Here is a 24,182-nt window from a genome sequence, read left to right on the forward strand (position 1 = left end):
TAAAACCGATTTGTTAAATTATTGACATAATGAACAGCATATGTTAGAATAAGAACATAAATTATATGAGGGAGAAAAGAATATGAAATGTCCTATTTGTTCGGCAAAGATCAGTGATACTGACGCTTTTTGTCCTAATTGTGGGTCGGCTGTGAAGTCTGAAACAAGCGGTTATATGGATTCTATCGACACATCAAACCTTGGTGAGAATGTTGGCTTTGGCAAGCGCAACACTACAGGTGCACAGCCTGTGAATGCAGTACCTCAGCAGAATTATGCTCAGGGTCAGCAATCTTATGGTCAGCCACAGAACGGCTACGCTCAGCAGAGTTATCCGCCTCCGCAGAATGGCAATGCTCAAACTCCATACGGCAGTGCATATGAGCCTTATAAGATAGCGCCTGTTACATCTGCTAAAAAGGGTATACCAAAGCCTTTGATGACAGTTCTTGTGTTTATCCTTGCGTTCTTGGTGGCTTTCGGCGTGAGATATTTTTACAAAAACACAGCTACGAAAACATTGCAGGGTACGGGATATACAATGACCGCTCCTGCGGATATTGAGAAATCCAGCAGTAAAAATCTGTATGCCCTTGATAACTTCTCCAACAACGAGGTGGGCATAAACGCTGTCAAGCTCTCATATTCTGATTTGGCACTTTACGGCTATGGCAAGGGTGAATCTGCTTCTGATATCTTTGATTTTTTTCTTGAAAACGGCACAACTACTTTAAAAATAACAGGCAGGGATTCAAAATATATTTATTATACCCAGAGCATAGGAGATAAACATTATTACGGCATGAGTTCTATAACAGAGGGCAACGGTGGTTACTACATTTTTGATTTTCTCTGCGAGCAGAAAAATAAGTCAAAGTATGAAGATAAGTTCAAGGATTGGGCTGCTTCAGTTGAGATAAAGTAAATAATTCAAGCTGTCCTTCGGGGCAGCTTTTTTGTTTTGCATAAAAATCTTGCTTTTTTCGTCAAAAAGGTGTAAAATGAATCATATGACACAAAATCTGCTTTCCGCATAAAATGTACTAATAATATGTGGAGGTGATCTTGTGTTGAATCTTATACTTCTTCTGGCTCTTGTGCTGGCGGTCGTTATTTGGTTTTGGGTGAAATGTTATAAGGTGCGAAATGTTGGCAAGCGTGGAGGATATTTGCTTATCCCATGCAAAAAGAATACACATGAGCTTGAACATATGGTAAAAAGCTGTTATTGGGAGGAGTTTTTTCAGCCTGAATATTATGGAAGAGAAATAATCCTCGTTCAGCTTGACAAAAGTGAGATAAATTATGTTTCAAAGCGTTTGGAACAGGATTATAGCATCGTTCACTGTGTTGATATAACTGAACTTGCAGATTTTATCAAGCGCAGAGAGCTGAAATGCCATGAAAAATAGATCATTCGGAGAATAATATGGAAGATTTAAAGACCCTCAAGGGTGAGGTTGACAGCATAATATTTAAAAGTGAGGACACAGGCTTCTGTGTGCTTATGCTTAACTGTGACAATGACCTTATCACAGTTGTTGGCGAAATGGGTGACGTTGAGGAGGGCGAAGATCTCGTTGTAACAGGGGAGTTCACTTCACATCAGAAGTTCGGCGAGCAGTTCAAGGTGCATATCTTTGAGCGTTCTTTGCCTACTACCTCTGCAGCGATTCAGCGTTATCTTGCAAGCGGTGCTATATCAGGCGTAGGGCCTGTACTTGCAAAAAAGCTTGTGAACAAGTTCGGGGACGATACCCTTGACATAATAGAAAATACTCCCGACAGGCTCACGGAGATAGACGGGATAACAGTGAAAAAAGCGGAAAAAATATCTCAGGAGTTTAAAACAACTTTTGCCGCAAGGTCGCTTATGTCATATCTCAACAAGTTTGAGATCGAAACTTCATATGGCATAAAGGCGTGGAAGCGTTGGGGCAACACTGCCGAGCAGATCATAAAATCAAACCCTTATGTGCTTTGTATTCAGGGCGTCGATCTGTCATTTTCCCGTGCGGACGCAGTTGCGGCAAAGTCTGATATCCCTGCTGACAGCGAGTGCAGGATAAAGGCAGGCATTACATATATTCTAAGACAAAACGCTGACCAAGGTCATACCTGCCTGCCTTTAGACAGTCTTGTGAAAACAGCGGTGAGTTATCTTGATGTTGATGAAAAGCTTATAAAAAAAGTAATCGAGGATGAAACTGAGGAGGAAAACCTCTACTATTACGATAAGCATGGCAGACGTTTTGTTATGCTTGCAGATTTTTACAAAGCTGAGGACTACATAGCAAGGCGACTTGCCATAATGCGGCAGATCTCTTATGACAATAAGATAGACTTTTCCGAAGTGATTGATCTCGAAGAGGAAAATAATGGCATACAATATGAAAAAATACAGCGTGAAGCCATAAATCTTGCACTGTCAAAGGGCTTTCTTGTGCTGACGGGAGGGCCGGGTACAGGAAAGACCACAACGCTCAATGCTATAATTTCTCTTTATCAGCAGCAAGGGCTTAACGTTATGATATGCGCACCAACAGGCCGAGCCGCAAAAAGGCTTTCTGACCTTACGGGATTTGACGCAAAAACTATCCACAGGCTTCTTGAAGTGAAGCATACAAGCGGTGATACACTTGCGTTTATACATGATGAAAACAATCTTCTCGATTGTGACGCTTTGATAATCGACGAGATGTCAATGGTGGATTCCTGCCTTTTTGAAGCCGTTTTGAGAGCCATAAGCGTTACCTGCAAGCTCGTTCTGGTGGGGGACAGCGATCAGCTTCCGTCAGTAGGTGCAGGAAATGTGTTAAAGGATATTATTGACAGCGGAGTAATGTCTGTTGTAACACTAAAAGAGATCTTCAGACAAGCACAGGAGTCTGAGATTGTTATGAACGCTCATAAGATAGTAAACGGCGAGCATATCGACCTGGCCAGCAAGGACAAGGATTTCTTTTTTATGCAACGGCTTGAATATGGAGAACTTCAGGATCTTGTGGTGGAGCTTTGCAAAACAAGGCTGCCAAAAGCCTATGATTACTCGCCTATAGACGACATTCAGGTGCTTTCGCCTACACGTAAAGGTCCTGCGGGTACTGTGGAGCTAAACAAGCGTCTACAGCAGGAGCTTAATCCTCCTGCCGTAGGAAAATCAGAGGTCAAGACCCCTGTTTATACTTTTAGAAAAGGTGACAAGGTCATGCAGACCAAGAATGATTATGACATTCTTTGGAAAAAGTATATAACCGAGGACAAGACCGAAAGTGGCGCAGGCATTTTTAACGGCGATATAGGCATAATAATTGCAGTGAACAAGATACTTAAAACTGTGACTATAGATTTTGAGGGCAGAATAGCTGTCTATGACAAGCAAATGCTGGATAATCTGGAGCTTGCCTATGCCATAACAGTGCACAAAAGCCAAGGTTCTGAGTTTGATGTTGTCATTCTCACTGTATTCGGTGGATTTGACAAGCTTTATTACAGAAATCTGCTTTATACGGCTGTGACAAGAGCTAAAAGAATGCTTATAATAGTTGGCTCGAAAAAGCGTGTTGATTTTATGATAGATAATAATAAACGCACTTTGAGGTATACTGCGCTTAAAAATATGCTAATGGAGCTTGTGGAGGGTGACGACAGTGGTCAGCAGACGCTTGATATATAAATTTCTGCTTGATTTTGTTTATCCTAATCGTTGTCCTATATGTGGAAGTTTTATAACATGGGACGAGCTTTTGTGCAAAAATTGTGAATGTAAGCTCCCTTTTCATAAAGAAATATTGTGCGAAAAGTGCGGCAAGGATAAGTGCCTGGATCATGATTCACTACATTTTGATAGCATTTATACTCTTATGAGATATGAGGATATCTGCGTGAAAGCAATACATCAGCTTAAAGACGACAGACAGCTTAATTTTGCGGAATATTCTGCGAAGCTTCTGGGTAATGTGCTCAGAGAAAATGGTATCGCACAGCAGGCGGATATCATCACATCAGTGCCAATGCACAGATCAAAACGCCGTAAAAGGGGATACGATCAGGCACAAAAGCTTGCACACTTTACGGCTATGGAGCTTGGGATAAGAAAAGATCATCGTCTGCTTGGACGGACAAGGGATACCGCAGAACAGCATACTTTGACTGCCGCTCAACGAAAAACTCATGCGGAGGATGTTTATTATTCTCTAGCGAAACACGCTGACATAAAAGGTAAAAATGTCCTGCTATTTGATGATGTTTACACAACAGGTGCAACTCTCAATGTCTGTAGCAGGCTGTTAAAAGAGATGGGTGCGAAAAAGGTGTTTTGTGCTGCAATAGCCACAACGCTTCTTGATGAAAAACACAAAGAATAAAACAGGCCGCCTTCGGTATAATAATATCGGGAGGCGGTCTTTATGATAACTGAGGAACAGTTTGCGGCGATAAAAAGACTTATCGTGTCTGAAAACTGCATGATAGACAGGTTTGAGCATTATGTGAGTGAGATAAAAGAGCCGCAGCTAAAGGAAGATATGCAAAAGCTTACAGCGGCTTTGAAAAATCAGCGTTCAGGGTTGCTCACAAGTCTGGAGGATAACAATGGTAACTGACGGAAATATTATAAAAGAAGCAAGATTTTTTGTCAAGGCGTATTCAAAGGAGTTTTGTCAGACCTACAGTGATCTATGCGGAAGTCCTTTTGCAGAGTGTATAAAAAGTGCGCTTGACGGTCAGCTTAGAATAGCAGAGAAGCTTGAAAGTCTTGAAAAAACATACTGTGACAAAACCAAGCTGCCAATTGCAGACAGTATTGATGTGAACAGATTTTTATATAAGAACAGGGAAGATATGAGGTAAAAAGTCCGCAGACGCTCGCCTGCGGACTTTTGTTATTTTGATATATGTACGTCAAGTTGGTCGAATGGTATGGAAATGCCGTTTGCGTCAAAGCGTTCCTTTGCCTCTTTGAGAAATTTGTATCGTATCTCCCAGTAAGCATCGGTCGGTATCCATACACGCATGATGAGAATAATTGCGCTTGCGCCATGCTCGCAAACAGCCACAAGCGGCTTGTCAGGCTCGTTTATTACCCTTGGCTCATCATTGAGCATTTCTCTAAGAATAGCCATTGCCTTGTTGTGGTCGTCATTGTAGCTGATAGAGAATTTCAGTTCAAGGCGACGTTTGTCGTCAGCAGTTATATTCGTAATAGTCGATTGTGATACAACTCCGTTTGGTATAAATATCATCTTATTCTCAAGGGTCTTTAGGGTGGTGTAAAGTATAGAGATAGCGTCAACAGTTCCCTCTGAGTCGCCTATTTTTACATAATCACCGCATTTAAAAGGTTTTGAAAAAAGTATGATAAAGCCGCCTGCAACGTTTGAAAGACTGTTTTGAAGAGCAAGACCGATAGCAAGACCTGCCGCACCGATAGTTGCGACTATGGAGGACATAGGTACTTGAAGTGCAGAAAGTGACATTACTACTATTATAATAAGCAATACAGTGTGTACCACAGATGTGAGAAATTTATGTATAGTCACGTCTGTTCGACGCATGCTCAAACCTTTGTGCATGACCTTCAAAACAAGCTTGTCAAGAAGTATTCCTAAAAGAAAAATAACAGCCGCCGCTATAAGATGTGGGGTAAATTCCTCAAGCCAATTCAAAAATTTGTCAGACAAAATATCATCTCCGTAACATTATTATGTAAAGATATTATAACATCTTAACATGATATTTGCAAGTGTGCCCAAGATATAAGTTTTTTGCGTATTTATGCACTTTTATCAGAAATCATAACAAAAATAGGTGTTGACTTGGAGATAATTTTGTGAAAAAAATGTGGGAAAAAGTCTTGCTATTTGTGTGGCTTTGGTGTATAATAATATTAAGTTTTATTATACTTACAGTAAGGAGAATTTTTATGATCAATTTTCTTAACACTGCAGCTCAGATGGTTGCGGCAAAGAGCACGATCAGTCCTGACCAAAAAGATCTGGGTGCTGGAACTGTTGCCTCTGTCGTTATCACGGGTATAGTTGTGGTATTTATCGGACTTGTTCTGCTTATTCTGCTTGTGTCGATATACGGCAAGATATTTGACGTTATCAACAGCAGAGCTGCAAGAAAGGCTGAAGAGGCAAAAAAAGCTGCTGAAGCTGCAAAGGCTGTTGCTAAGCCAGAGCCAATAAAGGCTGCTGCTCCTGTTGTAGAAGACGGCATTGAAGAAGAAACAGTTGCTGTTATCATGGCCGCAATTTCGGCTATGAGCAGTGCAGAGGGCAAGAAGCTCGTTCTTAAGAGCGTTAAAACTGCCAAGCCTCAAAGACCTGCATGGTCTACCGCAGGCATAATAGACAATACAAGACCATTTTAGTGCAGTTGACGTGAAAGGAACGTGATAATAGATGTCAATAATTAATTCATTTCTTGATACCATGGCGTCTTTGGCGTCACAGTCGGGTTTTGCGGGTTTCCTCGTAGACGGCGGCTGGAAAAATATCGTAATGATACTTATTTCATTCGTATTTATGTATCTGGCTATTGCAAAGGGCTTTGAGCCGCTTCTGCTTTTGCCTATCTCATTCGGTATGCTGCTTACAAACCTGCCATACGCTGAGATGTATCATCCGGACTTCTGGAACTATAAAACGGTTGCAGGCAATGACCACTATATAGATTACGGTCAGATACTTCAAAAGGGTGGTCTGTTGGATATTCTTTACATGGGCGTTAAGCTTCAGATCTATCCACCACTCATATTCCTTGGAATCGGTGCTATGACAGACTTTGGTCCGCTGATCGCAAGCCCTAAGAGCTTTCTTATGGGTGCTGCTGCACAGGGCGGTATTTTCTTTACATTCATCGGTGCGGCTCTATTCGGAATGAGTGCAGCTGAGTGTGGTTCTATTGCTATCATCGGCGGTGCTGATGGCCCTACATCTATCTATGTATCTTCAAGACTTCTTACGTCAAACAGTAATATCGGTGTTGGTACTATTGCACTTGCAGCCTATACATATATGGCTCTTGTTCCTATTATCCAGCCGCCTATCATGAAGGCTCTTACAACAAAGAAAGAGCGTTCAGTAGTAATGGGTCAGCTAAGACCTGTTTCTAAGGTAGAAAAGCTTATTTTCCCTATCCTCGTAACTATCGTTATCTCACTCATGGTTCCTTCAGCAGCTCCACTGGTTGGTATGCTCATGTTTGGTAACCTTCTTAAAGAGAGTGGCGTCTGCGACAGACTTGTTAAGACCGCTCAGAATGAGCTTATGAACATCATCACTATCTTCCTTGGCGTAACAGTTGGTGCAACGACTCAGGCTGATAAGATCATGAACATTCAGTTTGCAGAAGTTATGGCACTTGGCGTTGTAGCGTTCTCGCTTGGTACAGCCTGCGGCGTACTTCTTGGTAAGCTTATGTATGTTCTTTCAGGTCACAAGATCAATCCTCTTATCGGTTCAGCAGGTGTATCTGCCGTTCCAATGGCAGCTCGTATCTCTCAGAAGGTCGGTCAGCAGGAAGTTCCTACAAACTATCTGTTGATGCACGCTATGGGTCCTAATGTTGCCGGCGTTATCGGTTCAGCCGTTGCTGCTGGTGTTCTTCTTACAATTGTAAGATAAGATCAGAAATTTTTTCGGGACGATGAAAAGCATCGTCCCGATTTTTGTGTATAGTTTAGGAGTGTTGATATGTCAGAAAGTAAATTTTTCGCAGTGATATCCCGTATGAAATATATAAATCGTTGGGCACTTATGAGAAACACGATCAATGAGAATATTAGCGAGCATTCCCTTGAAGTTGCTTTTATCGCACATGTGCTTGCACTTATCAGAAATAAGCGATTTGACGGTAATGTTTCTCCTGAGAGATGTGCGCTGCTTGCTATGTATCATGATGTCACCGAGATAATCACAGGTGACTTGCCTACGCCCATAAAATATTACAGCCATGAGATAAAGGGCGCATATGATGAGATCGAGCAGAAAGCCAAAAATACTCTGGTGTCTTATCTTCCTGATGATCTGAAAGAGGACTTTGAGCCGCTTTTCTGTAAAACTCCACAGGAAGAAGAAGCATGGACTCTTGTTAAAGCGGCTGATAAGCTTTCTGCACTTATAAAGTGCCTTGAAGAAAGACAAATGGGAAATACTGATTTTGCATCAGCAGAAAAATCTACACTTGAAGCTATTGTCGCAATGAATATTCCTGAAGCAAATGTTTTTCTTGATGAATTTATTCCAGCTTATACATTAACTCTTGACGAACAAGCTTGACAATGCCCCAGTGGTGTTGTATAATAGAAATTGAAATTATAGGACAATATTAAGTGGGAAAATATTGAATTAACGGAGGTTTTCAATTGGATATTATCGTTTCTGCGTCGCTGCTTGCCTGCGACTTTTCAAACCTTGCGTTCGAGATAAAGCGTGCTGAGGACGCTGGTGTTGACTGGATTCATTATGATGTCATGGACGGAATGTTTGTGAGAAATATAAGTTTTGGCGAACCGCTTTTGAAAAGTGTGGGCAAAAGCATAACTGTTCCAGTAGACGTTCATCTCATGATTTGTGATCCTATCAGATATATTGATAACTACGCAGATCTTGGAGCTGACCTTATAACTTTTCATTATGAGGCGGCTGATGATCCGCAAGCTGTTATTGACAAAATACATTCGAGGGGGATCAAGGCAGGTATCTCCATTAAGCCTGCAACACCTGTAAGTGCGATCCAGCCATTTCTTAAATCTGTTGATATGGTACTCGTTATGACAGTAAACCCAGGTTTTGGCGGTCAAAAGTTTATTCCTGACACTCTTGAAAAAATAAGCGAAGTGAGATATCTAATTGACCAGACGGAAAGGGATATTAGACTTCAGGTTGACGGTGGCGTAAATCTCGAAACTGCCGGTTTGCTTAAAGAATCGGGTGCAGACACTTTAGTAACGGGAACATATGCGTTTAAGGCAAACGATATGCCAGAGGCTGTTAAGCTTCTAAGAGAAATAGTTTAGTTTTTCAAAAGGAGTACTGCTCAATAATGGGCTGTACTCCTTTATTTTGTTTATAATCACGTTGTCAGTAGCACAGGTTTTCAGTAAAGCTTTTTTTGCAATAGTGGAGCGTGCGTATCCTATGGTGAAGATTAGAGCATAACCACTAGGAAGCTGATACAGACTGCTTTTTATAATCTTTTCGGAGTATTTTTTGTGTATTTCAGTAGCTTTTGATATTAGCTCGTTTGGATCGTAGCTGATTATGGCGAGTTCAGTGGTGTGATGATTGTCGTTTTTAGGTAGTATAAAATATATGTTTATTGTTTCTTCACTTGTCAAAGCAACATCAACTTCAATATTTCCTTCGGATATTTTTATAAGTCCTGTCTCCTTGAGTATAAACATGAGTTCAGATAAAAAATCTTTGCTTCTTTTGTTGCTTTTCTCAAAATCTTCAAAGGATATATTCATTATCCGCATATCCTTTTCGTTGAGAATAACTTTTATTTCATACTCTGACAGCCTTTTTATCTCCAAAACAAACACCCCTTATGTATAATGTCAGTCTGTGCTGTATCATTATACTCATAAGGGGCGATTTCTGTGAAAATTTGTTTATGAAAGCTGGTCGGAAAGCTCAGCCCACTCGTCCATTTTCTGGTCAAGGGCGGTTTTGGCTTCTTCAAGCTCTTTGCATTTCTCACTCATTTTGCTGTAGTCAGAAGCTATCTCAGGGTCAGATATGGCATTTTCAAGTTCAAATATCAGAACTTCTGTGTCTTCAATCTCCTTTTCAAGTTCTCTTATGCGGTTGCGTTTTTGAGCGTCAGCGGCACGCTGTTCCTTACTACGATATTGTCTTGCTTTGTTTTCTTTGTACGCTTTTTCCTCTTCAGCCCGTTTTATCTCTGCTTCGCTCTGCATCTTGAGCTGACGGGCAGCGTTCACCGCTTCGCTGTATGCGTCAAAGTTGCCCTCGTATGAGTTCACCTCGTCATGCTTTATCTCTATTATCCTGCTTGCTACCTTGTTGAGTAGATATCTGTCATGAGATACAAGGATTATCGTTCCACCAAACTCTGCCAAAGCGTCCTCCAGCACTTCTTTTGTGTTTAGGTCAAGGTGGTTTGTAGGCTCGTCAAGCACAAGTACATTTCCACGATTGAGAGCCATTATGGCAAAGCAAAGCTTCGCCCTTTCGCCACCGCTGAGAACAGAAATAGGCTTGAACACATTCTCGCCTGTAAGCAGAACTGCACCTAGCACGCTTCTTGCCTGTTGTTCTGATAATCTTGGATAGCGATCCATTATTTCTTCAAGCACTGTCTTATGGGGATCAAGTATAGCGTGTTCCTGTTCAAAATAGGATATCTTCACGTTTCCGCCCCAGCTTATATTCCCACCCTCGTGTGGGATAATGCCTTGGATAAGTTTCAGTATGGAAGTTTTTCCGATACCGTTCGCACCGATTATAGCAACGTGCTCTCCACGACGAACGTTCATGGTAAGTGACTTTATAAGCTCCTTTTTGTCAGCACCCTCGCCAACGACCAGCGGACAGTCAACAACTCGCACAATATCCTTTGTTGGCTCAATATCATATTCAAGCTTTATCTTTGGAGGTTTTGTGTACATAAGCGGTTTGTCGATACGCTCGATACGGTCAAGCATATGCTGTCTTGACTTCGCCATTTTTGAGGTTGAAGCCCTGACGAGATTTTTCGCCACATAGTCCTCTAGCTTTGATATCTCCTTCTGCTGTGCTTCATATTCTTTCAGCTGACGCTCTGAGTTCATTTTCTTTTGCACAAGATAGGAGGAATAGTCCCCTCGATATGATGTGAGCCTGCCTTGTTCTATCTCACATATTCTCGTACAGACCTTGTTTAGAAAATATCTGTCGTGGGAAACTATGATTATCGCACCCTTGTAGCCTTTGAGATAGTCCTCTAACCACATGAGCGTTTCAAAATCAAGGTGGTTGGTTGGCTCGTCAAGTATAAGCAGATTAGGCTCTTCAAGAAGAAGCTTAGCCAGTGCAAGACGTGTTTTTTCACCGCCTGAAAGAGTAGAGATGACTCTGTCTGTAGGTGTTGAGCCAAAGCCCATGCCGTTAAGCACCTGCTTTATTTTTACATCTATCCTATATCCGTCCCGAGCCTCAAAGTATGAAGAAAGCTCGGCATATTCGTGGCTTATACTGTCAATATCTCCGTCATCTGCCATTTTCTTTTCAAGGACTTTCATTTTATCCAGTGTTTCAAGGAGGGGAGCGAAAGCGTTCTTCATTTCCTCACCTATGGTAAGTTCAGAATTAAGTCCGCTGTTCTGCCTTAAAAAGCCAATGGAAGCCTTGCCTGCGATATTCACAGAGCCTAGTCCTTCGGGGGTCTTGTCGTAGCCCTCACTGCCTGTAATGATATTAAGCAGGGTAGACTTTCCGCATCCGTTTATGCCGATAAGTCCAACGGCTTCTCTGTCTTCAACTGTAAAATTTATATCCTTGAGCAGTGCCTGTCCATTGAAATATTTGTAAAGATGTTCAACATTCAATAACATTGTATATTTCTCCTGTAACAATTATCAGAACTTATTATACACTATTTTCTTCTTGATTTCAACCTTTTTTATTTTATTGCCACACTTATGCCATGCTTAATAAAAAAATATGAAAAAAGTGCGTAAAACTATGTACTTTTTGATCGAGATGTGGTATAATGAAAACAAGTCTATAATTTTAGTCTTGATAGGCTGATTATTTTATCCGAAAGGACGGGTGATGTTAGGGTTGGAGCAGAAGCTTTCTTTGTATGGTTTTAATAATCTAACCAAGACCCTTAGCTTTAACATATATGATGTATGTTATGCCAAAACTGAAAGAGAACAAAAGGAATATATTGCTTATATTGACGAGCAGTATAATTCAGAAAGACTTACGAAAATTCTTTGCGACGTTACTGAGATGATAGGCGCAAGGATACTTAATATATCAAAACAGGATTATGAGCCGCAGGGTGCGTCGGTGAACGTGCTTATTGCGGAAAAAGCCCTCGATGAGGACAGTATCGACCCTTCGTGCAATCAAGGAAAAATAGGTGGCGATGTGCCTGAAATGATACACGCTCACCTTGACAAAAGCCATGTAACTGTTCACACATTTCCTGAATATCACCCGGACAACTCCATTTCCACATTCCGAGTGGATATAGATGTTTCTACTTGCGGAACTATTTCTCCGCTAAACGCACTGAATTATCTTATCAGCAGCTTTGACTCTGATATTATCACTATTGACTACCGAGTAAGAGGCTTTACCCGAGATGTTTTGGGAAAGAAGTTTTTTATTGACCATAAGATAACTTCTATTCAGGATTATATAGATAAAAATACGCTGACTAAATATGACGCAATAGACGTCAATGTTTATCAGTCAAATATTTTCCATACCAAGCTTCTCATTAAGGATATCGACTTGCAGAATTATCTTTTCAAGCAGGACGTATATGAGCTTACGCCGAAGCAAAGGCTTGACATAACAGATAGTCTGCGCCGTGAGATGATCGAGATATACAGCGGCATGAACATATACTGATAAGGTAGTGATAGATTTGAACTTAACACAGAATAATGCACCTGTGTATGAGGCTTTGAAAAAACATATGAGAAACAGAGTGGTGCGTCTTGACGTACCTGGTCACAAGGGCGGAAGAATGAATAAAGAGCTTCGTGACTTTTTGGGCGTTGATTGTCTGAAGTGCGATGTGAACTCCATGAAGCCGCTTGACAACCTTTGTCACCCTGTTTCTGTGATAAAAGATGCTGAAATGCTTGCCGCTGAGGCTTTTGGTGCAAAGCACGCATTCTTTATTGTAAACGGCACAACTGCCGCAGTTCAGACGATGATATTTACAAGCTGTAAGGCAGGAGATAAGATAATAATGCCGAGAAACGTTCACAGAAGCGCTATCAATGCACTTGTTGTGTGCGGCGCTATACCTGTTTATGTAAACCCAGGCACAAACAAACAGCTTGGAATACCTCTTGGAATGTCCGTTAAGGACGTTGAAAAAGCTATCAAGGAAAATCCTGATGCAAAGGCTGTTTTGGTGAATAACCCGACTTATTACGGAATTTGCTCTGATATAAAAAGCATCGTCAAGCTTGCCCATGAGCATGGTATGTTGGTGCTTGCGGACGAAGCACATGGCACTCACCTTTATTTTGGTGAGGGTCTGCCTTGTTCTGCAATGGCGGCAGGAGCGGATATGGCGGCAGTATCAATACACAAAACAGGAGGAAGCCTGACTCAGTCATCGCTCCTTCTTTGTGCAGACACTGTTTCAGAGGGTTATGTAAGACAGATAATTAACCTCACTCAGACCACGAGCGGCTCTTATCTGCTTATGGTATCCCTTGACCTTGCAAGAAAAAATCTTGCGCTCAACGGCAAGGAGCTTTTTAAAAAGGCAGTTGACTATGCCGATTATGCAAGGGAAGAGATAAACAAGATAGGCGGCTATTACGCTTTCGGTCGGGAGCTTGAAAACGGTGACGATATCTTCGCATTTGACAGCACAAAGCTTTCCGTTCACACAAGAGCCATGGGATTGGCAGGTGTTGAGGTCTATGACATTCTCCGTGACGATTACGACATTCAGATAGAGTTCGGTGATATCGGAAATATACTTGCTATAGTTTCCGCAGGAGATAGAGAGCTTGAGATTGAGCGTTTTATATCCGCACTTTCCGAAATTAAAAGGCTTTATTCAAAAGACCCGTCAGGAATGTTTGACCACGAATATATCAATCCTATCGTTGAGATACCGCCGCAACAAGCTTTCTACAGCGAGAAAAAATCAGTGCCTATAGAAGAAAGCAACGGTATGATATGCGGAGAATTCGTTATGTGCTATCCGCCGGGAATACCTATCCTAGCCCCTGGTGAGAAGATAACTTCCGACATACTTAATTATATCGCATACTGTAAAGAAAAGGGCTGTTTCCTTACAGGTACGGAGGATCTTGAGATAAACAACATAAACGTAGTGGTAAATTCATAGAGAGGAGATACATTTTATGGATCTTTGGTTTACTGAGAAACATACGGACGATGTTAATTTCACCATTCGTGTAAAAAAACAGCTTTATTCTAAAAAAAGCTATTATCAGGAAATAGACGTTTTTGACACATATGAGTTCGGCAGGGTATTAGTGCTTGACGGCTTTATAATGCTCACCGAAAAGGACGAGTTCATCTATCATGAAATGGTAACTGCAGTTCCTATGGCGGTCAATCCTGAGATAAAAAAGGTGCTTGTTATTGGTGCGGGGGACGGCGGAACTATCCGTGAGCTTTGCAGATATAACACTATTGAAAAGATAGATATGGTGGAAATAGATGAGCAGGTAGTAAATGTGTGCAAGGAGTATCTTCCACAGACAGCCTGTGCATTTGACGACCCTAGACTTACCCTCTATATTGAGGACGGTCTGAAATTCGTTCGCCGCAAGGAAAATGAATATGACCTTATTATAGTTGATTCAACCGACCCGTTTGGACCGGGAGAGGGACTTTTTACAAAAGAATTTTACGGCAACTGCTCAAAGGCGCTCACAGATCAAGGAATATTGATAAACCAACATGAAAGCACTTATTATGATTCCTATGTGGATATGGTAAAGCGCACACACAGAAGAATAGGCAGTGCGTTCCCAGTTTCAATGGTCTATCAGACACATATACCTACCTATCCGTCGGGTCATTGGCTTTTCGGCTTTGCCTCGAAAAATCTTCACCCTATATATGACCTTAAGGCTGATGAGTGGAAAAAGTTCGGCATAAAGACAAGATATTATAACACAGAACTTCACAAGGGCTGTTTCGCACTGCCGAATTACGTCCTTGATGTACTTGAGGACTGTGACTAAAGGAGAGAAGTATGGAAAAGAATGTTCATACCTTTATAGGCTGTGATTGTGAATATGATGACGCAAAGATAGTCCTTTTCGGCGCACCATATGACAGCACAACTTCGTTCAGACCGGGTACAAGATTTGCAAGCTCTGCAATGCGCAATGAGAGCTTCGGCATTGAGACTTATTCACCGTATCAGGATAAGGACCTCCTTGAAGTGAATGTGTTCGACAGTGGCGACCTTGAACTGCCATTTGGCAATCCTGAGGGCGCACTGAGGGATATCCAAAGCCGTACATCAGAAATACTTGATGACGGCAAAGTGCCTTGCATGATAGGTGGCGAACACCTTGTCACTCTCGGTGCAGTTAGAGCTGTGGCAGAGAAATATCCAGATCTGCATATCGTTCACTTTGACGCTCATGCCGATCTGAGGGACGATTACCTTGGCGTGAAAGAATCTCATGCCTGCGTGCTCCACAGATGTTGGGATATTGTGGGCGACGGAAAGATATATCAATTTGGCATCAGAAGTGGTGACAGGGACGAGTTCAAGTTTGCGAAAGAGCATACTTTTATGGAAAAGTTCGGATTCTTCAGACTTGACAGCATAGTAAAAAAACTTCATGGAAAGCCTGTTTACTTTACACTTGACCTTGACGTGCTCGACCCGTCAGAGTTCCCGGGAACGGGTACTCCTGAGGCAGGGGGAGTTACTTTCAAAGAGCTTATGTTCGCAGTGGAGGAAGTTGCAAAGCTAAATATCGTGGGCTTTGATGTGAATGAGCTTTCCCCTGTTTACGATCAGACAGGACGTTCAACAGCACTTGCCTGCAAGCTGCTGAGAGAGATACTTTTGTATTTTTATAAATAAAAGAGGAAAACATGGGGTTATTTGATATTTTCAAGAAAAAGAATACTGACGCTAATGTGCAAAATGAATCAGCAGAGGAAACTTTAGACCACGAAACAGAACTTAAAGTTGCCGAGCAGGCACTTAAAGCTGTTGAGAAAAAGACGTTAACACCTTGCGTGAGGCTAGAACTTGTGGATAATAGACCCTCTATTTTTGAGAGCAAGGTTGGCGGAATGGGCTATGTTCCACATGACGGCACTATCCCAGAGGACAAAAAAGGCGGACAGTTAAGGCTGCTGGCTCAGATAGTTTGTTCGCAGGTGACTGATATTGAGGAGTTTCCCAAAAGCGGATTATTGCAGTTTTGGATATTAAATAATGATGTTTACGGAATGTCATTAGATGGTATTGCTTGTCAAGACACGTTCAGAATAGTTTATCACAAGGATATTGACAAGACCGTTACTGAGGGAGAAGTCAAAGCCAAGTTCAAGAAAAACGGACTTGACGGAGAGTACAGTATGCCGGTAAATGGCGAGTTTGGCTTGAAATTCACTTCAAGTGCTGACGTTATGAGCGAATCTGACGTTAGGTTTGAGAAGATGTTTTGTGAGTATTATAATGCTGCTCAACCGAAAAAGAAAATAAATTCTCTTATGGACATGGATATCGCTCCTGCTGATGAGATAGAGGCTTATGAGCAGAACTATCAGAACGCTTATGGTCATAAGATAGGTGGCTATCCTGCTTTTACGCAGTGGGACCCTCGTAATGAAGATACCAAGTATGACTTTTTGCTTTTGCAGCTTGACAGCGATTTCGGCAATGGCGATGAGAAGATAATGTGGGGAGATGCAGGTATCTGCGGATTTTTTATAAACAGACAAAGGCTTAAAGATCTCGATTTTGATGATGTTATTTATAATTGGGATTGCGGTTGATAATAATTAATTCAGAAAGGAATGATCTAATATGTCAAGAGCATTGATAATCGGTGCAGGCGGAGTTGCAGGTGTAGTTATACACAAGTGTTGTCAAAACAGCGAGGTGTTTACTGATATCTGTATCGCTAGCAGAACAAAGTCAAAGTGCGATAAATTCAAGGAGGAACTTCAGGATAAGACAAAGACAAATATCACAACTGCACAGGTGAACGCAGACAACGTGCCTGAGCTTGTGGCTCTTATGAAAGAATATAAGCCTGATATTTGTATCAACGTGGCTTTGCCTTATCAGGATCTCCATATCATGGACGCTTGTCTTGAGTGTAAAGTAGATTATGTTGACACAGCTAACTACGAGCCTGAGGATACCGCAAAGTTTGAATATAAGTGGCAGTGGGCTTACAGAGAGAGATTTGAAAAGGCTGGTATCACAGCGCTTCTCGGATCTGGCTTTGACCCAGGTGTAACAGGTGTTTTCTGTGCATATGCTCAGAAGCATTATTTTGATGAAATAAACTATATAGATATCCTCGACTGCAACGGAGGCGATCATGGCTATCCATTCGCAACGAACTTCAATCCTGAGATAAATATAAGAGAAGTTTCCGCAAAGGGCTCTTATATTCAGGACGGCAAGTGGGTAGAAACTGAGCCAATGGAGATAAAGAGAGTTTATAATTTCGATCAGGTGGGCGAAAAGGATATGTATCTTCTCCACCACGAAGAGCTTGAATCACTGGCTCTCAACATCAAGGGTATCAAGAGGATACGTTTCTTTATGACATTTGGTCAGAGCTATCTTACACATCTTAAGTGCCTTGAGGACGTGGGCATGACATCTATCGAGCCTATCGACTTTGAGGGCAAGAAGATAGTACCGCTACAGTTTCTTAAAGCAGTTCTTCCTGATCCAGCTTCACTCGGTCCAAGAACAAAGGGTAAGACAAATATCGGTTGTATCTTCCAGGGTAAAAAGGACGGCAAGGACAAGACATATTACGTTTACAATGTATGCGATCATCAGGAGTGCTATAAGGAAGTCGGTTCACAGGCTATCTCCTACACAACAGGCGTGCCTGCAATGATAGGCGCAATGATGATACTCACAGGCAAGTGGAAAAAGCCTGGCGTACACAATATAGAGGAGTTTGATCCGGATCCATTCATGGACGCACTTAATAAGTGGGGTCTGCCTTGGACAGAGAACTTTGATCCTGTTCTTGTTGACTAATAGGAGAACAAAAAATGAAGATCGAAGAAGCTTTTGCAAGATATCTCGGACAAGAGGTGCTTGTTTATACAGTTTCGCAGGGAGGCTCACTTTCATCAGTTATAGACTGCACACTTGAAGAGATAGGCGATGGCTGGGTAAGAGTTACTCAGGGTGATGACAGAAACGAAAGTATCGTGAATACAGCCAATATCATCAGGATAAGAGAGTATCCACGAAACAAAAACGGCAAAAAGAAAATGGTTTTTGATTAAAGGTGACGAAAAGTGAAAACCAAAACAAAAAAAATGATAGCACCAGTTGTGATAGTTGCTTTGATATCTATCTATTATATAGCTATTGGCGTTATTTTTGCATATATGAATGGTGTTCCTATGCTTGCAAAGATAATTGCTCTGGTAGTTCCTGCCTTACTGTCAGGCGTTGCGATAACGGTGCTTATTCAGCGTATAAAAGAAATAAAGAAAGGCGAAGATGATGATCTTAGTAAATACTGATTATATTTCCGGCAAAAAGCTTGAAATGCTTGGGCTTGTCAAAGGCTCAACTATCCAGACCAAAAATGTCGGAAAGGATATCATGCAGAGCTTTAAAAATCTTGTTGGCGGAGAACTTACAGCCTATAATGAGATGATGAATGATGCAAGAGCTCTTGCCACGAAGAGAATGGTGGTTGAAGCTGAACAATTGGGTGCTGATGCAGTAGTTAATATAAGATATGCTTCATCTGCTATTGCGGCAGGCGCGGCTGAGGTCATTGCATACGGAACAGCAGTAAAATTTATGGGGGACGAGTAAATGATATTGATGATAGATGATGTTAAAATGGTAAATGCTGATATGTTTTACCCATATGTCAGCAAGGCGCTTGCTCATGATATGGATTCTATAGCTAACGGCGACAAGCTTTATGAGAAGCTCTGTGAAGTCGAAGAGCCATTGGAAGTAATGATACATGACTTTGACGATATTCCTGAGGAGAGTCTTGAGTTTGCCAAGGGTGTTCTTAGTGTTTTTATGGACGCAAGAATGAAAAACAAAAATATTACAGTCAACTTTATCAACGATGGTTCATATAGATGAGCTGTGGAGGAAAAGAATGTTTGATATTTCTAAGGTGAAAACCCCTTGTTATGTTGTTGACGAAGCAAAGCTTCTAAAAAATCTGACTATCTTGGATAATGTCATGGAGAAAACGGGTTGTAAAATACTTTTGGCACAGAAAGCTTTTTCCATGTATAGCACATATCCTATGATATCACAGCACTTGAAAGGCACTACCGCAAGCGGTCTTTATGAGGCAAAGCTTGGCAGGGAAGAGTTTGACGGAGAAGTTCATGTTTATTCTCCTGCATACACAGAAAAGGACATGAATGAGCTTGTTCAGATATGCGACCATATCGTGTTCAACTCACCAAAACAGTGGCAGAAATTCAAGGGCATTGTTGAAAAAAGCGACAGGAAGATATCCTGTGGAATAAGGTGCAATCCTGAGTATTCGGAGATCGAAACGGATATCTACAATCCATGCTTCAAAAATTCAAGGCTCGGAACAACTTTAGATAATTTTGATGACAGTCTTATCGATGGCATAGATGGTCTGCATTTTCATACTATGTGTGAGCAAGGCTCTGATGTGCTAAAAAGAACGATACCACATATTGAGGAGAAGTTCGGCAAGTATCTTTACAATATGAAATGGATAAATCTTGGTGGTGGACATCACATAACCCGTGATGACTATGACCTAGATACCCTTATCGAGTGTGTGAATTATCTACATGACAAATATGATGTTCAGGTCTATCTCGAACCGGGCGAGGCTGTTGCACTCAATGCAGGATATCTTGTTTCAGAGGTTATCGACACTGCAAAAAACGGCATGGATCTTGCTATCCTTGACGCATCAGCAGCCTGTCATATGCCTGACGTTCTGGAAATGCCTTACCGACCGAATATCATCGGTTCAGGGCAGGCAGACGAAAAGGCTTACACATATCGCCTTGGCGGTCCGACCTGTCTTGCAGGTGATATAATCGGGGATTATTCCTTTGACGAGCCTCTTAAAGAGGGTGACAGGCTTGTTTTCTGTGATATGGCTATATATTCCATGTGTAAAAACAACACTTTCAACGGAATGCCTTTGCCGTCAATATATCTTCAAAAGCTTGACGGCGAGTTGGAGCTTATAAAAGAGTTCGGCTATGATGATTTTAAAATGAGATTATAAGAAAAAGCGGTCTGATTTTTGGTCAGATCGCTTTGTTTATGTTTTATTTATGTAAGGCAGTGTTTTTCAATTTCTTTCATAACGCTGTTGTCATTGTTTGAGCCTGTCATGAAATTTGCTACCTTTTTAATAGACTCATGAGCGTTTGACATTGCAAAGCTGTAGTAAGAATTGTTGAGCATATCAACATCGTTAAGATAATCACCGAAAGCCATGGTTTCTTCATATCGTACTCCAATGCGGTTTTCTATGGTTCGCAGTGCAGTGCCTTTTGTTACGCCCTTATTCATTATATCCGTCCAGTATTTACCTGAAAGCTGCACATTGAAATTTTCACCGAAGCGTTCTTCAAGCTTGCTGTAGCCGTCATTTTCAATGCCGCTTTCTTCAAAAACGGCTATCTTGAAAACATCATCGTCAACAAGGGTGAGATCCTCCATCTTTACTTGATTTACATAGTATGAAGCTATTTCTTGGTGCTGGCTATCATTTCTTGAGTTATGCCATGTGCCATTTTTTCCGCAAAGAAGAACTGTAAGTCCTAATTTCTCGCAAAATCTAACAGCTTCTTTAACGGTATCCTTTGGCAACACTGAAACCGAAAGAAGTTTTCCTTTATCAACAACATATGCACCATTGTCGCAAATAAATGTCATGTCATCAAGATATTCAGAAAACTGTTTTTTTAGCGTGCAGTAGCTTCTGCCACTTGAAATAACGAATCTGATATTTTTATTAAACAGCCGTTTTACTATGTTGTCAAAATTTTCGGGAAGCTGCTTGTTATCGTCAAGCAAAGTGCCGTCCATGTCAGTTGCAATAAGTTTTATCATTGTTTTCCTCCGTGATGATTGTTATGCTCAGACATTCATATTATAATGTATTTCTATACTATTTTCAATTATTTTTGATTTTTGACAAAAAACTTTGTCGATTTTAATATATTTATTCCATATAAACAAAAGCACATTGAGATTATTGTACAGTTAAATTATTTGAACATACATAAAATGTAAATTACTTTACACGATTATTACAAAAGTGAAAAATAGCTGAAATTTCAGCTTAATTTGTTGACATTAAGGTTCAATGGGAGTAAAATATACTTTGTTCAAGGAATATTGCCTTTAAATTAGTTGGCTAGTTTGAGGAAAGTTTTGTGTATTTCACTGAAAAGGTTTTAATATGCTTGACTTTTATCAGAAAAAATTATACAATATTCTTTGCGACTGAATAAAGTAAATTGAAAAGGAGATATAAATGAATAAGGTCATAACAAAGATCCGCAGCGGAATAGGCGGATATCTGAAAGATAACATCTTGTTTCTAACATTTGTATTTGCATCTGTTCTGAATGGATTTCTTCTTAGAGCGTTTACTGTTAAGTTTAATTACAGCCAGATAAAACCGCTTATGGCTGATATGGCAGTTATACTGTTGCTTGCTCTCATATCATATGTGTTCAAAAAACCGAGAAAGCAGTTTGTCTACCTTTTGATACTGACAATAATTTTCTCTATACTTTGTACGGCGAACTCAATTTATTATACAAACTATAAATCATTCATCTCAGTGTCGCTTATTTCAACGGCTTCACAGCTCGGCGGAGTAATGGACGCCGTTACTGAGAACATTATGGAACCAAAGGATCTTATTTTCCTGTGGGATGTCCCTGCGATCATAGTTGTGTACATACTTCTTAAAAGACGTACAAGAGATTATATCACTGAGGTCAAGGAAAAGAGAAAGCGCCGTGGATATGCTCTTGGAACGTTTTGTGTTTCCATAGGTCTTGCAGGAATTTTCTGCTCAACACTTACCGGCACTGATTATTCAAGACTCGCTAAGCAGTGGAACAGAGAATATGTTCTTGGCACTTTTGGTCTTTACACATATCAGTTTAGCGATGTTATTTCCTGCACTCATGCGAAAATAAATATGATGTTTGGTTACGAGGAAAGCGAGGAGGTTTTCAATAAGTTCTATGACGATAAGTCAAAGACTGAAGAAACTTCCGAAAAGAGCAACAAGTACACAAATATTTTCAAGGGTAAGAACATTATAGTTATCCACGCTGAAAGTTTCCAGCAATTCTGTATGGATACATATATAAACGGAGAAGAGCTTACACCTAATATGAACAAGCTTGCGAGAGAGGGTCTTTATTTCTCAAATTTCTATGCTCAAGAGAGCGTGGGAACAAGCTCAGATAGCGAGTTTACCTTTGCTTCTTCACTTATGCCAGCTTCAAGCGGTACAGTTGCTATCAACTATTGGGACAGAGATTACACAACTACCCAGAAAATGCTTAAGAAGAAGGGCTATTATACTTTCAGTATGCACGGCAACAACGGTTCTTACTGGAACAGACTTAATCTACATCATTCCCTTGGTTATGATGATTTCTTTAACTATAACAAAGATTTTAACATTGATGAAACTATTGGTCTTGGTCTGTCAGACAAATCGTTCTTCAGACAGGCAGTGCCAAAGATCGAGAAGATAAACAAGGAGCATGATAAGTGGTATGGTGCGTTCCTTATGCTCACAAACCATACGCCGTTTACTGACATTGAGCGTGTGAGCGACTATGAGGTAGATTTCAAGTATAAGATGTACAACGAAGAGGACGGAATGTATGAGGAAAAATCTGCACCGTTCCTTGAGGGTACAAAGCTTGGATCTTATTTTAAGTCTGTTCACTATGCAGATCAGGCTATCGGTCAGTTCATGACAGAACTTGACAATGCAGGACTTCTTGATAACACTGTAGTTGTTATTTATGGTGACCATGACGCAAAGATAAAGGCAGAGGAGTATGACCGATATTTCAATTATAATCCTTTCACCGATTCTGTGCTTACAGAAGATGATGAGGGCTATGTTCCTGTTGACGATTTCTACTATAATCTTAACAGAAAAGTGCCGTTCATAATATGGTCGAAAGACGGCGGATATAAGCCTACAGAGGTCAAGCAGATAATGGGTATGTATGACGTTCAGCCAACACTTGGAAATATGTTTGGCTTCTCAAATGTCTATGCACTTGGTCATGATATCTTTTCTGTCGCTGATAACGAGGAAAATGTTGTTATCTTCCCAAACGGCAATTTTGTAACAGATACTGTTTACTATGATAGCCAGAAAAACACATATTTTGATCTTACGGATTACAAAAATGTGGCAACGTCGGTGTCATGCAATCAAGTATATAAAGATGATCCTAATCCAGTGTATATGGACAACGATCAGGGTCTGTTCAAGACCACTGTGAATGAAACGTACTGTCAGGATTCTTGTAACGCACGAATAAACGATGGTGTTGTGGACGAGGATTATATCAGTAATTATTCAAATTATGCCGAGGAGCGAATTAACATCTCCAATGCTATAATCTACTATGATATGATATATAAGACCGACCACGGTTTCAGCAACAACAATATGAACAGTGACAATTCATCGTCAGGTGCTAATTCTGTTTTTGCACCGCCTGAGAATAAGAGAACATTTGGCAGACACGCTGCATAATAAAAATCGGAGCAGAGTATGACACTCGGCTCCGATTTTTTTGTATCTTAAAAAGCATAAAAAAAAGACTAGCGAAGCTAGTCGATTTTTTGGAATATTCAAGCATTAAGCTCTTTCTACCTTACCTGAACGCAGGCATCTTGAGCAAGCGTAAATGTGACAAGGAGTGCCGTTTACAACAGCTTTAACTCTCTTTACATTTGGCTTCCAAGTTCTGTTTGTTCTTCTGTGTGAGTGTGATACCTTGATACCAAAAGTAACGCCCTTACCGCAGATCTCGCATTTTGCCATTACGCTGCACCTCCTTTACCCTTAAAAATGCAATACTATTATTCACAATATTTAATATTATAGCATAACTGAAAAGAAATTGCAAGGGCTTTTTGAGATTTTTTTTGAAATTTCCGTAAAATCGCATATATTTATCGTTTTCGATTAAAAATAAAGACAAAATGCCTTGAAATTTCAT

The 24,182-nt window shown here is 40.7% G+C and carries 27 protein-coding genes; 22 read left to right on the forward strand and 5 right to left on the reverse strand.

The features are described 5' to 3' along the window. Positions 1-82 precede the first annotated feature (82 nt). The 6 genes from DWW81_RS08665 to DWW81_RS08690 all read left to right on the forward strand — a co-directional run bounded on the left by DWW81_RS08665 (position 83) and on the right by DWW81_RS08690 (position 4,851). Positions 83-925: a zinc ribbon domain-containing protein gene (locus tag DWW81_RS08665; RefSeq protein WP_117897439.1), complete on the forward strand. Its 843-nt coding sequence runs from the start codon at positions 83-85 to the stop codon at positions 923-925. 142 nt (positions 926-1,067) lie between these two features. After that, positions 1,068-1,412 carry a hypothetical protein gene (locus DWW81_RS08670; RefSeq protein ID WP_117945381.1) on the forward strand — a complete coding sequence of 115 codons (345 nt, stop codon included), beginning with the start codon at positions 1,068-1,070 and terminating at the stop codon, positions 1,410-1,412. 17 nt (positions 1,413-1,429) lie between these two features. Further along, a complete protein-coding gene (locus DWW81_RS08675; protein WP_117897437.1) occupies positions 1,430-3,676 on the forward strand; it encodes an ATP-dependent RecD-like DNA helicase in 2,247 nt (748 codons plus the stop codon). Further along, the gene (locus DWW81_RS08680; protein ID WP_117934595.1) at positions 3,651-4,367 is read left to right on the forward strand and encodes a ComF family protein; all 717 of its coding nucleotides are present in this window, start codon (positions 3,651-3,653) and stop codon (positions 4,365-4,367) included. Before DWW81_RS08675 ends, DWW81_RS08680 begins: the two co-directional genes overlap by 26 nt. 42 nt (positions 4,368-4,409) lie before the next feature. Then, entirely contained in the window at positions 4,410-4,604 is a 195-nt protein-coding gene (locus DWW81_RS08685; RefSeq protein ID WP_022286749.1) for a hypothetical protein, read from the forward strand. Then, complete coding sequence (locus DWW81_RS08690; protein WP_022286750.1) at positions 4,594-4,851, forward strand: hypothetical protein; 258 nt, start codon at positions 4,594-4,596, stop codon at positions 4,849-4,851. The genes DWW81_RS08685 and DWW81_RS08690 overlap by 11 nt, the downstream gene beginning before the upstream one ends. A 32-nt stretch (positions 4,852-4,883) precedes the next feature. Here DWW81_RS08690 and DWW81_RS08695 read toward each other — a convergent pair whose 3' ends face one another. Then, the gene (locus tag DWW81_RS08695) at positions 4,884-5,681 is read right to left on the reverse strand and encodes a mechanosensitive ion channel family protein (protein WP_117897435.1); all 798 of its coding nucleotides are present in this window, start codon (positions 5,679-5,681) and stop codon (positions 4,884-4,886) included. Between the two features lie 242 nt (positions 5,682-5,923). On the opposite strand from DWW81_RS08695, the gene DWW81_RS08700 reads away from it, so the two are divergent. The 4 genes from DWW81_RS08700 (at position 5,924) to rpe (ending at position 9,025) form a co-directional block, all read left to right on the forward strand. Then, positions 5,924-6,376 carry an OadG family transporter subunit gene (locus DWW81_RS08700; protein WP_117856387.1) on the forward strand — a complete coding sequence of 151 codons (453 nt, stop codon included), beginning with the start codon at positions 5,924-5,926 and terminating at the stop codon, positions 6,374-6,376. A 31-nt stretch (positions 6,377-6,407) separates the two neighbouring features. Then, complete coding sequence (locus DWW81_RS08705; RefSeq protein ID WP_117876119.1) at positions 6,408-7,631, forward strand: sodium ion-translocating decarboxylase subunit beta; 1,224 nt, start codon at positions 6,408-6,410, stop codon at positions 7,629-7,631. 69 nt (positions 7,632-7,700) lie between these two features. Beyond that, the gene (gene yfbR / locus DWW81_RS08710; RefSeq protein ID WP_117897434.1) at positions 7,701-8,285 is read left to right on the forward strand and encodes a 5'-deoxynucleotidase; all 585 of its coding nucleotides are present in this window, start codon (positions 7,701-7,703) and stop codon (positions 8,283-8,285) included. 86 nt (positions 8,286-8,371) lie between these two features. Then, positions 8,372-9,025, forward strand: coding sequence for a ribulose-phosphate 3-epimerase (rpe, locus tag DWW81_RS08715; protein WP_022286755.1), 654 nt, complete (start codon positions 8,372-8,374; stop codon positions 9,023-9,025). Here rpe and DWW81_RS08720 read toward each other — a convergent pair. Both DWW81_RS08720 and DWW81_RS08725 read right to left on the reverse strand, forming a co-directional pair. Further along, positions 9,008-9,544 carry an adaptor protein MecA gene (locus DWW81_RS08720; protein WP_181982709.1) on the reverse strand — a complete coding sequence of 179 codons (537 nt, stop codon included), beginning with the start codon at positions 9,542-9,544 and terminating at the stop codon, positions 9,008-9,010. The genes rpe and DWW81_RS08720 overlap by 18 nt on opposite strands. A gap of 78 nt (positions 9,545-9,622) precedes the next feature. Then, positions 9,623-11,566 carry an ABC-F family ATP-binding cassette domain-containing protein gene (locus DWW81_RS08725; protein ID WP_117897432.1) on the reverse strand — a complete coding sequence of 648 codons (1,944 nt, stop codon included), beginning with the start codon at positions 11,564-11,566 and terminating at the stop codon, positions 9,623-9,625. A 217-nt stretch (positions 11,567-11,783) separates the two neighbouring features. Between DWW81_RS08725 and speD the strand changes: the two genes are divergently transcribed. The 11 genes from speD to nspC are packed head-to-tail and all read left to right on the forward strand — an operon-like array spanning position 11,784 to position 20,182. Beyond that, the gene (gene speD / locus DWW81_RS08730; protein ID WP_171028812.1) at positions 11,784-12,599 is read left to right on the forward strand and encodes an adenosylmethionine decarboxylase; all 816 of its coding nucleotides are present in this window, start codon (positions 11,784-11,786) and stop codon (positions 12,597-12,599) included. Positions 12,600-12,615: 16 nt separating this feature from the next. Next, positions 12,616-14,067, forward strand: coding sequence for an aminotransferase class I/II-fold pyridoxal phosphate-dependent enzyme (locus DWW81_RS08735; RefSeq protein ID WP_038671728.1), 1,452 nt, complete (start codon positions 12,616-12,618; stop codon positions 14,065-14,067). 16 nt (positions 14,068-14,083) lie between these two features. Further along, positions 14,084-14,935 (forward strand): polyamine aminopropyltransferase, encoded by an 852-nt coding sequence (gene speE, locus DWW81_RS08740; RefSeq protein ID WP_038671730.1) that lies wholly within the window; start codon positions 14,084-14,086, stop codon positions 14,933-14,935. An 11-nt stretch (positions 14,936-14,946) separates the two neighbouring features. Further along, positions 14,947-15,795 carry an agmatinase gene (speB, locus tag DWW81_RS08745; RefSeq protein WP_117897431.1) on the forward strand — a complete coding sequence of 283 codons (849 nt, stop codon included), beginning with the start codon at positions 14,947-14,949 and terminating at the stop codon, positions 15,793-15,795. A gap of 11 nt (positions 15,796-15,806) precedes the next feature. Then, on the forward strand, positions 15,807-16,718 hold the full coding sequence (locus tag DWW81_RS08750; RefSeq protein WP_117897430.1) for a DUF1963 domain-containing protein: 912 nt from the start codon (positions 15,807-15,809) through the stop codon (positions 16,716-16,718). A gap of 31 nt (positions 16,719-16,749) precedes the next feature. Then, complete coding sequence (locus DWW81_RS08755) at positions 16,750-17,952, forward strand: saccharopine dehydrogenase family protein (RefSeq protein WP_022288393.1); 1,203 nt, start codon at positions 16,750-16,752, stop codon at positions 17,950-17,952. A 14-nt stretch (positions 17,953-17,966) separates the two neighbouring features. Further along, entirely contained in the window at positions 17,967-18,206 is a 240-nt protein-coding gene (locus tag DWW81_RS08760; protein WP_022288394.1) for a hypothetical protein, read from the forward strand. Between the two features lie 12 nt (positions 18,207-18,218). Next, positions 18,219-18,449, forward strand: coding sequence for a hypothetical protein (locus tag DWW81_RS08765; protein WP_022288395.1), 231 nt, complete (start codon positions 18,219-18,221; stop codon positions 18,447-18,449). Next, positions 18,430-18,750, forward strand: a complete 321-nt coding sequence (locus DWW81_RS08770; RefSeq protein WP_038673184.1) for a YbjQ family protein — start codon at positions 18,430-18,432, stop codon at positions 18,748-18,750. The genes DWW81_RS08765 and DWW81_RS08770 overlap by 20 nt, the downstream gene beginning before the upstream one ends. Then, on the forward strand, positions 18,751-19,035 hold the full coding sequence (locus DWW81_RS08775; RefSeq protein WP_038671736.1) for a hypothetical protein: 285 nt from the start codon (positions 18,751-18,753) through the stop codon (positions 19,033-19,035). It abuts the gene before it with no gap. Between the two features lie 16 nt (positions 19,036-19,051). Further along, entirely contained in the window at positions 19,052-20,182 is a 1,131-nt protein-coding gene (nspC, locus tag DWW81_RS08780; RefSeq protein WP_117897429.1) for a carboxynorspermidine decarboxylase, read from the forward strand. Between the two features lie 47 nt (positions 20,183-20,229). Here nspC and DWW81_RS08785 read toward each other — a convergent pair whose 3' ends face one another. Then, the gene (locus DWW81_RS08785; RefSeq protein WP_117897428.1) at positions 20,230-21,015 is read right to left on the reverse strand and encodes an HAD family hydrolase; all 786 of its coding nucleotides are present in this window, start codon (positions 21,013-21,015) and stop codon (positions 20,230-20,232) included. Positions 21,016-21,442: 427 nt separating this feature from the next. On the opposite strand from DWW81_RS08785, the gene DWW81_RS08790 reads away from it, so the two are divergent. Next, positions 21,443-23,713 carry an LTA synthase family protein gene (locus DWW81_RS08790; protein ID WP_117897427.1) on the forward strand — a complete coding sequence of 757 codons (2,271 nt, stop codon included), beginning with the start codon at positions 21,443-21,445 and terminating at the stop codon, positions 23,711-23,713. A 105-nt stretch (positions 23,714-23,818) separates the two neighbouring features. On the opposite strand, the gene rpmB is transcribed toward DWW81_RS08790, so the two are convergent. Beyond that, a complete protein-coding gene (gene rpmB, locus DWW81_RS08795) occupies positions 23,819-24,004 on the reverse strand; it encodes a 50S ribosomal protein L28 (RefSeq protein ID WP_022288401.1) in 186 nt (61 codons plus the stop codon). Positions 24,005-24,182 lie beyond the last annotated feature (178 nt).

The sequence above is a fragment of the Ruminococcus sp. AF17-1AC genome (genome assembly GCF_003461385.1).
GTDB lineage: Bacteria > Bacillota > Clostridia > Oscillospirales > Ruminococcaceae > Hominimerdicola > Hominimerdicola aceti.

Bases quoted from the DNA above. Each gene is read 5' to 3' on its own strand.
- speE (WP_038671730.1), top strand. From the start codon at position 14,084: ATGGATCTTTGGTTTACTGAGAAACATACGGACGATGTTAATTTCACC.
- DWW81_RS08770 (WP_038673184.1), top strand. From the start codon at position 18,430: ATGATCTTAGTAAATACTGATTATATTTCCGGCAAAAAGCTTGAAATG.
- DWW81_RS08700 (WP_117856387.1), top strand. From the start codon at position 5,924: ATGATCAATTTTCTTAACACTGCAGCTCAGATGGTTGCGGCAAAGAGC.
- DWW81_RS08675 (WP_117897437.1), top strand. From the start codon at position 1,430: ATGGAAGATTTAAAGACCCTCAAGGGTGAGGTTGACAGCATAATATTT.
- DWW81_RS08790 (WP_117897427.1), top strand. From the start codon at position 21,443: ATGAATAAGGTCATAACAAAGATCCGCAGCGGAATAGGCGGATATCTG.
- DWW81_RS08750 (WP_117897430.1), top strand. From the start codon at position 15,807: ATGGGGTTATTTGATATTTTCAAGAAAAAGAATACTGACGCTAATGTG.
- yfbR (WP_117897434.1), top strand. From the start codon at position 7,701: ATGTCAGAAAGTAAATTTTTCGCAGTGATATCCCGTATGAAATATATA.
- DWW81_RS08760 (WP_022288394.1), top strand. From the start codon at position 17,967: ATGAAGATCGAAGAAGCTTTTGCAAGATATCTCGGACAAGAGGTGCTT.
- DWW81_RS08775 (WP_038671736.1), top strand. From the start codon at position 18,751: ATGATATTGATGATAGATGATGTTAAAATGGTAAATGCTGATATGTTT.
- rpmB (WP_022288401.1), bottom strand. From the start codon at position 24,004: ATGGCAAAATGCGAGATCTGCGGTAAGGGCGTTACTTTTGGTATCAAG.
- speB (WP_117897431.1), top strand. From the start codon at position 14,947: ATGGAAAAGAATGTTCATACCTTTATAGGCTGTGATTGTGAATATGAT.
- DWW81_RS08725 (WP_117897432.1), bottom strand. From the start codon at position 11,566: ATGTTATTGAATGTTGAACATCTTTACAAATATTTCAATGGACAGGCA.
- DWW81_RS08690 (WP_022286750.1), top strand. From the start codon at position 4,594: ATGGTAACTGACGGAAATATTATAAAAGAAGCAAGATTTTTTGTCAAG.
- DWW81_RS08665 (WP_117897439.1), top strand. From the start codon at position 83: ATGAAATGTCCTATTTGTTCGGCAAAGATCAGTGATACTGACGCTTTT.
- nspC (WP_117897429.1), top strand. From the start codon at position 19,052: ATGTTTGATATTTCTAAGGTGAAAACCCCTTGTTATGTTGTTGACGAA.
- DWW81_RS08755 (WP_022288393.1), top strand. From the start codon at position 16,750: ATGTCAAGAGCATTGATAATCGGTGCAGGCGGAGTTGCAGGTGTAGTT.
- DWW81_RS08685 (WP_022286749.1), top strand. From the start codon at position 4,410: ATGATAACTGAGGAACAGTTTGCGGCGATAAAAAGACTTATCGTGTCT.
- DWW81_RS08785 (WP_117897428.1), bottom strand. From the start codon at position 21,015: ATGATAAAACTTATTGCAACTGACATGGACGGCACTTTGCTTGACGAT.
- DWW81_RS08705 (WP_117876119.1), top strand. From the start codon at position 6,408: ATGTCAATAATTAATTCATTTCTTGATACCATGGCGTCTTTGGCGTCA.